Origin of the sequence: Cellulomonas composti (assembly GCF_007990245.1) — a bacterium.
Taxonomy (GTDB): Bacteria; Actinomycetota; Actinomycetes; order Actinomycetales; family Cellulomonadaceae; genus Cellulomonas; species Cellulomonas composti.
On the sequence record NZ_BJWG01000011.1, the window covers coordinates 132,775 to 141,593 of the forward strand.

An 8,819-nucleotide genomic window follows, 5' to 3' on the forward strand; every position below is an offset into this window, starting at 1 on the left:
TTTCTCCACAGAAGGAGTGTCCGATGAGAGCTCGACGTATCTGGGGGAGCGCGGCCGCGGCCGCGGTCGCCCTCGGGACGGCGTTCGTGGCGACCCCCGCCACGGCAGCCGTCGACCAGGGCCTGGTGGGCCACTGGCAGCTCGACGAGACGAGCGGCAGCGTCGCCGTCGACTCGTCGGGCAACGGCCGCGACGGCACCGTGTCCGGCACGGCCGCCTGGAACGCGGGCGACGGCTTCACGTTCACCGGTGGCTCGGCGGGAAGCGGCAACGCGGTCGCCCTGCCGAACGGCCTGCTGACCGGCCTTGACGACATCACGATCGACTACGACGTGTGGGTCGACTCCGACCTGAGCGGCTTCTACTTCATCTTCAGCCTCGGCAACGCGCCGGGTTCGAACGGCGAGTACATCTTCATGAACGGCTGGGACTGGGAGCAGCGCATGCGCGCCGCGATCACCGCGGCCGGCAGCGGGGAGCTCAACACGATCCGCCCGGGCGCGATCGCGACCAACCAGTGGCGGCACATCACCTACACGATCGACGGTGGCACGACGGCGGCCCCCGGCTCGGCCGTGCTGTACGAGGACGGCGTCGAGGTCGCGCGCAACGACGCGATCACCGTCAAGCCGAGCCAGATCACGAACGGCGGCACGTTCAACATCCTCGGCCGCTCGCCGTGGTCGGGGGACAGCTCGTTCAAGGGCAAGATCCGCGACTTCCGCATCTACGACCGCACCCTGACCGAGTCGGAGCGCACCGAGCTCGCGGCGGACGTCGCGCAGCCCGCGGCAACCGCGGCGGCGGCCGCACTCACGCTCGGGGACACCTCCGCGGTGACGACGAACCTCACGCTGCCGACCACGGGCACGCAGGGCACCACGGTCTCGTGGTCGTCGTCGGGTCCCGCGGTCGTCTCGACGACGGGTGCGGTGACCCGGCCCACGGCGGCCCAGGGCGACGCGACGGTGACCCTCACCGCGACCGTGACCCGCGGCTCGGCCTCCGCGACGCACGACTTCGTCGTCACGGTCGTCGCGCTGCCCGACGACGAGGGCCTGCTAGCGGAGGACCTCGCGGCGATCGCCGTACCGAACCTCGAGGACGCGCGCGGCAACCTCACGCTGCCCGTGACCGGCGCGAACGGCTCGACGTTCGTGTGGTCCTCGTCGGACCCGTCGGTGGTGGACGCGACCGGTGTCGTGACACGGCCCGCGCACGGTGAGCCGACCGCGACCGTGCAGCTCACGGCCACGGGCACGCACGGCGTCGTGACCGACACGCGCACGTTCACCGCGACCGTCCCGGCACTGCCGGCGGCGCTCGACACCGACGCGTACGTGTTCACGTACTTCGAGGGCGAGAGCACCGCGGACGGCGAGTCGATCTACCTCGGCGCTTCGCAGGGCGACGACCCGACCGCGTGGGACGACCTCAACGACGGCGAGCCGGTGCTGACCTCGTCGTTCGGCGAGCTGGGCCTGCGCGACCCGTTCATCATGCGCTCGCCCGAGGGTGACAAGTTCTACCTGCTCGCCACCGACCTCAAGATCTACCCGGGCGGTTCGTTCTCCACCGCGCAGCAGACCGGGTCGACCTACATCGAGGTGTGGGAGTCGACCGACCTGGTGCACTGGTCCGACCAGCGGCACGTGAAGGTCTCGTCGGACTTCGCGGGCAACACGTGGGCCCCGGAGGCGTTCTACGACGACGACCTGGGCGCGTACGTCGTGTACTGGGCGTCGAACCTGTACCCGACGACGACCACGGCGGGCCGCAGCTACACGACGACCTACAACCGCATGATGTACGCCACCACGCGTGACTTCGTGACGTTCTCGGAGCCGCAGCCCTGGATCGACGTCAAGCGCGGCACCGGCCTCGGGATGATCGACGCGACCGTCGTCAAGGACGGCGACACGTTCTACCGGTTCGTCAAGGACGAGGGGTCCATGACGGTGCGGCAGGAGAGGTCGACGGACCTGCTCGCGACGGTCTCCGGCACGCTGCCGACGACCTCGTCGCCGGACTCGGGCTGGCAGCTCGTCAAGGAGAGGGTCGGCGTCGGTCAGGCCAACCCGTGGGGCGGGACGTTCACCCAGGGTGAGGGCCCGACGGCCTTCCAGGCCAACGACGGCGACTCCTGGTACCTGTTCATCGACCAGCCGAGCTACCACAACGGCCGGGGCTACATGGCGTTCACGACGACCGACATCGCCTCGGGCACGTGGACCTCGCTGCCCGACGCGGAGCTGCCCAGCAGCCCGCGGCACGGCACGGTCCTGCCGGTCACGCAGGCCGAGTACGACGCGCTGCTGACCGCCTACCAGCCCGACCTGCTGGTCGAGTCGGCGGACCCGCAGCGGGTCAGCACGGCCCAGGGTGTCGCGCCCACGCTGCCGGCGACGGCGAACGTGCACTACGCGGACGGCTCGGCCCGGTCGACCCCGGTCGCCTGGGACGCGGTCGACCCGGCGTCGTACGCCGCCCCCGGCTCGTTCGTCGTCGAGGGTGTCGTGGCCGCGGGCTCCGCGGTGCGCGCGCAGGTCACGGTCGTCGTCACGGACGACACGGACCCGCTGGTCGACCTGGTGGCCGACGAGGCGCCCGACGGCGAGGCGGGCTGGTACCGGTCCGCGGTGGACGTCACCGCGTCCGCGACCGACCCGTCCGGCGTCGCGTCCGTCGACGTCGCGCTCGACGGTGCGGACTGGGTCACCACCGCGGGCGACGAGGGTGCGGTGACGGTCGCCGGCGACGGCGTCCACACCGTCCTGGCGCGGGCCACCGACACGACGGGTCGCACCGGCGCGACGCCGGCCGGGCTCACGGTGCACGTGGACGGCACCGCGCCGGTCTCGCGCGCCACCGTCGACGCCGACGCCCGCACGGTCACGCTCCGCGCGGCCGACTCGACCTCGGGCGTGGCCCGGACCGAGTACCGCACGACGGGTGGCTGGACCGCCTACACCGGTCCGGTGACCGTCGGCACCGCGGCGACGACGGTCCAGTACCGTGCGCTCGACGTCGCGGGCAACACCGAGGTCGTCAACGCGGCCGTCGTCCCGGCGGCCGGCACCGAGCCGGTGGCCAGCAAGCTGGTCGCCGTCGCCCCGGCGACGGCGACGTACGGGACCTACCCGAACGTGGCGGTCTCCGTCACCGGCTCGGGCGGCGTCCCGAGCGGGAAGGTCCGCGTCCTGGAGGGCTCGACCGTCCTGGGCTCGGCGGTGCTCGTCAACGGCCGGGCCACCGTGACCCTCGCCAAGCCGCGCGTCGGGACGCACCGTCTCACCGTGGTCTACGCGGGTGACGCGCGGTTCACCGGGTCGCAGAAGGCCCTCACCGTGAAGGTCGTCAAGGCGCCCACCATGACGTCGGTCACGGCAGCGTCACCGGGTGCCGGCAAGAAGGCGACCGCGAACGTGCGTGTCGTCGCGACGACGGGCGTCGCCGTGACCGGCAAGGTCCGCGTCACCGTCACCCGCGGCACCACGACCGTCGCGACGAAGGTCGCCACGCTCGGCTCGGGCGGCAAGGTCACCCTGACCCTGCCGGCGCTGGCGGCGGGCACCTACACCGTGAAGATCGCGTACGCCGGATCGGGGACCGTCACGGCCTCGACCGGAACGACTCGCCTGGTCGTGCGGAGCTAGGCGAGCGCAGGCCGCGGTGCCGCCGGGACCGGCACCGCGGCCCTGCCGCTCGTTGTCGCCCTCGACTGGCGGCGCTGTCCGGCACCGGACGCGTAGGCGCCTGCGACGCGGGTCGTCAGGGGCGGGCGGCGAAGCGCTCGAGCAGGTCGGCGTGGCCCGAGACGATGATGATGTCGTTCTGCGAGATGCGGGTCTCGGGCGCCGCGTACTGGAAGTCCAGGCCCGGGCTCTTCACGCCGATCACGGTCACGCCGTACCGCTCGCGGACCTTCGACTGCGCGAGCGTGAAGCCCTGCGTCTCCTTCGGGGGTCGCATCTTGACGACGGTGAAGCCGTCCTCGACCTCGATGTAGTCGAGCAGCTTGCCGGAGACCAGGTGCGCGACGCGCGCGCCGGCGTCGGCCTCCGGCAGGACCACGTGGTGCGCCCCGATGCGCTGCAGGATGCGGGCGTGCTCGGCGCTGACGGCCTTGGCCCAGATCTGGGGGACGCCGATGTCGACGAGGTTGCCGGTGATGAGCACCGACGCCTCGAGGTAGGACCCGACGCCGACGACCGCGACGGGGAACTCGCGCGCGCCGAGTTGCTCGAGCGCCTCCGGGTTGACGGCGTCGGCCTCGACGAGCGCGATCCGGCCCGCCCACTGCGCGACGAGCTCGGGACTGCGCTCGACGGCCAGCACGTCCTGGCCGAGCCGGTCGAGCGTCGCGGCGATCGCCGAGCCGAACCGGCCGAGGCCGATCACGAGCACGCCGGAGTCCTTCTTGGGCGTCCGCGGGGCGCCGCTGGTGCGGGTCGAGTCAGCCAATGATCGGCCTTTCTTCCGGGAGCCGGATCACCCGACGACGGTTGCGCAGCGCGAGCGCCGCCGCAAGCGTCATCGTGCCCGTCCGGCCGATGAACATGAGGACCGTGAGCACGTACTTGGCCGCGTCCGGCAGGTCCGGCGTGATGCCGGTGGACAGTCCGCACGTGGCGAACGCGGAGATGACCTCGAACAGCACGACGTCCAGGCTCAGCCCGGTCATCGCGAGCAGGAGCAGCGACGCGATGAGCACGAACGTCGCGGAGATGAGCGAGACCGCGATCGCGACCTGCAGGGTGTCGCGCGAGATCCGGCGCCCGTAGGCCTCGACGTCGCGGTCGCCGCGTGCCTCGGCGACGATCGCGAGCAGCATGACGGCGAGTGTCGTGACCTTGATCCCGCCCGCGGTCGACGCGGACCCGCCGCCGACGAACATGAGCGCGTCGGTGAGCAGCCACGTGCTCTCGTGCATCTGCCCGACGTCGACCGTCGAGAAGCCGCCCGAGCGCGGCATGACACCCGCGAACAGCGACGCCAGCGCGGTGGCGGACGGGTCGAGGTCGCGGAACGTGGCGGGGTTGGTCCACTCGAACGCCGCGACGATCACGGAGCCGGCGACCACGAGCGCGACGCTCGTCGTGATGGTCAGCTTGGCGTGCAGGTTCCAGCGACGCGGCTCGCGCAGGTTTCGCGCGACGTTGAGGATCACGGGGAAGCCGAGCGAGCCGATGAACACGCCGACGATGATCGGCAGCAGCACCCACCAGTCGGAGACGAACGGTGCGAGCCCCTCGGGCGTCGGCACGAAGCCCGCGTTGTTGAACGACGAGACGCCGTAGAAGGCCGCGTGCCACGCGGCGGTGCCCCAGTCCTCCTCGTACATGTGGAACCGCGGGAGCAGGACGAGCGCGATCGCGAGCTCGAGCGTCGTCGAGGTGATGATGACGGTGCGCACCAGCGAGCCGACCTCGCCGAGCCGCGTCGTCTTCGTCTCCGACGAGACGAGCAGCCGCTGCGTGAGCCCGATCCGGCGCGACACCGCCATGCCGAGCAGCGACGCGAGCGTCATCACGCCCAGGCCGCCGACCTTGATCGCGACGAGGATGGCGACCTGGCCCCACGTCGACCAGTACGAGCCGGTCGGCACCACGACCAGGCCGGTGACGGTCGTCGCCGAGGTCGCCGTGAACAGCGCGTCGATGAACGGCGCCCGGCCGCCGTGGGCCGTCGCCCACGGGGCCTCGAGCAGCACCGTGACGAGCCCGATCACGCCGAGGAAGACGCCGAGCGCCAACCGGGCCGGGGACTGGCGGGCCAGGCGATCGACGAGCTCGCGGCTGCGCCAGAACGCTGCGGCACCCCGCGCCATGCCACCTCCCCACGTCGCCGGCCTGCAGCGCCCACTCTGGCACGGCGCGGCGCGTCCGTCCGGACGGCTCACCTGGTGGAGCGCGCGGCACACCGCCGCCGGTCGGACGACCGACGCGCGGATCGGAACCTCCGCGTGATCGACACGGCGCGTCGCGTGTGTTGGGGTGGGCGGATGACGGGGCGCGTGCGGGTCGTGTGGGCGCCCGAGCTGCTGGGCTACGACTTCGGCCACGGCCACCCCATGACCTCCGAGCGCCTCGACCTGACGATGCGGCTCGCCGAGTCGCTCGCGGTCCTCGCAGGCGACGACGTCGAGCGCGTCGGTGCCGAGCCCGCCGCCGACGAGCTGCTGCACACGGTGCACGACCCGCTCTACGTCGCCGCGGTGCACGCGGCCGCCGAGCACGGCCGGCTGGACCTGGAGCGCGGCCTGGGCACCGACGACGACCCGGTCTTCCCGCACATGCACGCCGCGGCGGCGCGGGTGGTGCAGGGCTCGGTCGACGCGGCGCTCGCGGTGTGGTCGGGTCAGGTCGAGCACGCGGTCAACGTCGCGGGCGGGCTGCACCATGCCAAGCCCGGCGCCGCATCGGGGTTCTGCGTGTACAACGACGCCGCGGTGGCGATCCGCGCGCTGCAGGCCGCCGGCGCGCGGCGGGTCGCGTACGTCGACGTGGACGCGCACCACGGCGACGGCGTGCAGGACGTGTTCTGGAGCGACCCGAACGTGCTCACGGTGTCGCTGCACGAGACCGGGCACGCGCTGTTCCCCGGCACCGGCCACCCGCGCGAGGTCGGCGGCCCGGGCGCCGAGGGCACGGCGGTCAACATCGCGCTGCCCTCGGGCACCGGGGACGCGGGGTGGCTGCGCGCGTTCGACGCGGTGGTGCCGGCCGTCGTGCGCGCGTTCGAGCCCGACGTCCTGGTGACGCAGCACGGCTGCGACTCGCACCTGCTCGACCCGCTCACGCACCTGCGCGTCTCGGTCGACGCGCAGCGCCTGGTCGCGCAGCGGCTGCACGACCTGGCGCACGAGGTCGCGGGCGGGCGCTGGCTCGCGCTGGGCGGTGGCGGCTACGCGGTGATCGACGTGGTGCCGCGCGCGTGGACCCACCTGCTCGGCATCGTCGTGCACCGTCCCGTCGACCCGGCGACCCCCGTCCCCGCCACGTGGTCCGACCTCGTCCGCGACCGCTACGGCCGGTCGGGCCCCCCGACGATGTCCGACGGCGCCACCGCGACCTTCCGACCGTGGAGCGCGGGCTACGACCCGTCCGACGACCTGGACCGGGTCGTGCGGGCGACCCGGGCCGCGGTCTTCCCGCTGCTCGGCCTCGACACGGACTACGACTGACCCCGATTCCGCCGGTGGTGGCTGGCCGACTGGTTTGAGTACCTACGGTCACAGGCGGACTCGACTGGACTACTCCCGGCGCGACAGCAACGCGGAGACTTCCTTCCCGGGCACCCGGACCCGCAGCTGCTCCACGACCTGCTGCCCCCGGTCTTCGCCGACCGCAAGGATCGGGCGGACGAAGCAGAAGCGGTCCGGATAGTGGCCGGCCGCCTCAGCGGCCTGACCGCAAGCAACTCGAAGTGTCATCAAAACCTGCGGCAGTCCCCTCCGACGACCACCACGCTGCTCTCGCCGAGCAGGTTCAACCCGCACAGGAGCGGCAGAGAGCCTGAGGCACTTCACCCATCCCAGCAGGCCACGAGCCTTCAACATCTCACCGACGCGACGACCCGTCCTCACCACGAACCGCGAAGAGCCGCCATAGCGGCGGACACGAGAGCAGGGCCCAGACCCGCCAGCCACCGCGCACGTCCCGTGGCACTGCGATCAACCTGGGAACTCGACGGATGGCGGCGCGGACGCCACCACGATGCGACCAAAGTCGCCCTCGACCGTGTAGACGTCGTCGGTCACCCGCAGGGCGTCAACCGATCCGTAGTCCTGTTCCCCCGTAGCGTCGGTCGCCGGCACCGAGCCCTGCCCTTCCCACCTCAGCGACGACACGCCTTCGAATCGAAGGACACCTCGGCGATGGCAGTACTGCTCGCCAACCTTCGGCGCCTCGTACCGAGGATGAGACTCGCGGAGGACCAGGTCGACTACGAACTCCAGAACCCCCGGCCGCGCGGTGATGTCTAGCACCCAACTGTCCTCGAGGTAGAGGCCCTCGAAGCCGAGGATGCTCCAGTAGTCAGACATCGCGATCACCAATCCCACACGATCGGGGTGTGGTTGCCCGGGCTGGTCCTCGACACCGGGTTCCCGAATGGGTCGATCCTGGTCCCGTCGGGATTCCTGAGCTCGACGTGCGGACCGCCGCTCCCGGGGGTCCGGGGACTGCCCTGCTTGATCGTCACCCGCACAACACCGTTCCCGTCGGTGTACTTGACCGGTCCTGTCGGCGTCTTACTGCGAGCCCACCCCTGGGCTGCCCCGAACTCGTCAAGCTGTGACGCCGTGGCTCGCCCGCCCGCAGTAAGTTGCCCCACCGCGAAGTCCGCGTCGTACTTGACCAGTGCGGTGCCGGTATTTGTTGCTTTGACGAACCGTTTGCCCCATTTGGCTGCGGTGCCGAGCCAGCCGAGCATGGGGATGGTACCTGCTGCGGAGAATCCCGCGTCGACCCAGTTGCCTTCGGCGGCGTACCAGCCGGCGTTGATCGCGTCGGCGGGTTCCCCGATGCCGGGGATCAGGCCGATCATGTCGAGGGCGAGGTGTCCGAGCTGCGATGCGGTGAACGGCTGCTGCTGGTCGTACTGGCGGTAGTACCCGTTGGACTTGGCGGTGTTGACCTGCGCGACCATGCCCGGGGTGGGGTGCGGGTTGCCCGCGGCCCAGAGCCTGGTGGTGTTGGTCAGGGTGATCGCCGAGCCCGTGCTCCCAGAGATGTCGAGCTTCTCCACGTACCCGCCGCTGGTGCCCTGGTGGGTGTAGCGGTACCCGGCTGTGGAGCCGTCCCACATGAGCCCGG

The 8,819-nt window shown here is 71.7% G+C and carries 6 protein-coding genes; 2 read left to right on the forward strand and 4 right to left on the reverse strand.

Annotation, left to right across the window (positions count from 1 at the left end; translation table 11 throughout):
• The first annotated feature begins 23 nt into the window (after positions 1–23).
• On the forward strand, positions 24–3,656 hold the full coding sequence (locus CCO02nite_RS12360; protein ID WP_146843449.1) for an immunoglobulin-like domain-containing protein: 3,633 nt from the start codon (positions 24–26) through the stop codon (positions 3,654–3,656).
• Positions 3,657–3,771: 115 nt separating this feature from the next.
• Here the strand turns inward: CCO02nite_RS12360 and CCO02nite_RS12365 are convergent, their stop codons facing one another.
• Both CCO02nite_RS12365 and CCO02nite_RS12370 read right to left on the reverse strand, forming a co-directional pair.
• Complete coding sequence (locus CCO02nite_RS12365) at positions 3,772–4,464, reverse strand: potassium channel family protein (protein WP_146843450.1); 693 nt, start codon at positions 4,462–4,464, stop codon at positions 3,772–3,774.
• Positions 4,457–5,830 (reverse strand): TrkH family potassium uptake protein, encoded by a 1,374-nt coding sequence (locus tag CCO02nite_RS12370; RefSeq protein WP_146843451.1) that lies wholly within the window; start codon positions 5,828–5,830, stop codon positions 4,457–4,459. The genes CCO02nite_RS12365 and CCO02nite_RS12370 overlap by 8 nt, the downstream gene beginning before the upstream one ends.
• A gap of 174 nt (positions 5,831–6,004) precedes the next feature.
• Here CCO02nite_RS12370 and CCO02nite_RS12375 point away from each other — a divergent pair, with 174 nt between their 5' ends.
• Positions 6,005–7,186, forward strand: a complete 1,182-nt coding sequence (locus CCO02nite_RS12375) for an acetoin utilization protein AcuC (RefSeq protein WP_146843452.1) — start codon at positions 6,005–6,007, stop codon at positions 7,184–7,186.
• 489 nt (positions 7,187–7,675) lie between these two features.
• Here CCO02nite_RS12375 and CCO02nite_RS12380 read toward each other — a convergent pair whose 3' ends face one another.
• Positions 7,676–8,047 (reverse strand): hypothetical protein, encoded by a 372-nt coding sequence (locus CCO02nite_RS12380; protein ID WP_146843453.1) that lies wholly within the window; start codon positions 8,045–8,047, stop codon positions 7,676–7,678.
• Between the two features lie 5 nt (positions 8,048–8,052).
• Positions 8,053–8,819 (reverse strand): hypothetical protein (locus tag CCO02nite_RS12385; protein WP_222593199.1); only part of this gene is annotated, 767 nt, incomplete at its 5' end.

Excerpts from the sequence above, each read along its gene's own strand:
- CCO02nite_RS12360 (WP_146843449.1), top strand. The coding sequence starts at position 24 with ATGAGAGCTCGACGTATCTGGGGGAGCGCGGCCGCGGCCGCGGTCGCC.
- CCO02nite_RS12375 (WP_146843452.1), top strand. The coding sequence starts at position 6,005 with ATGACGGGGCGCGTGCGGGTCGTGTGGGCGCCCGAGCTGCTGGGCTAC.
- CCO02nite_RS12370 (WP_146843451.1), bottom strand. The coding sequence starts at position 5,830 with ATGGCGCGGGGTGCCGCAGCGTTCTGGCGCAGCCGCGAGCTCGTCGAT.
- CCO02nite_RS12380 (WP_146843453.1), bottom strand. The coding sequence starts at position 8,047 with ATGTCTGACTACTGGAGCATCCTCGGCTTCGAGGGCCTCTACCTCGAG.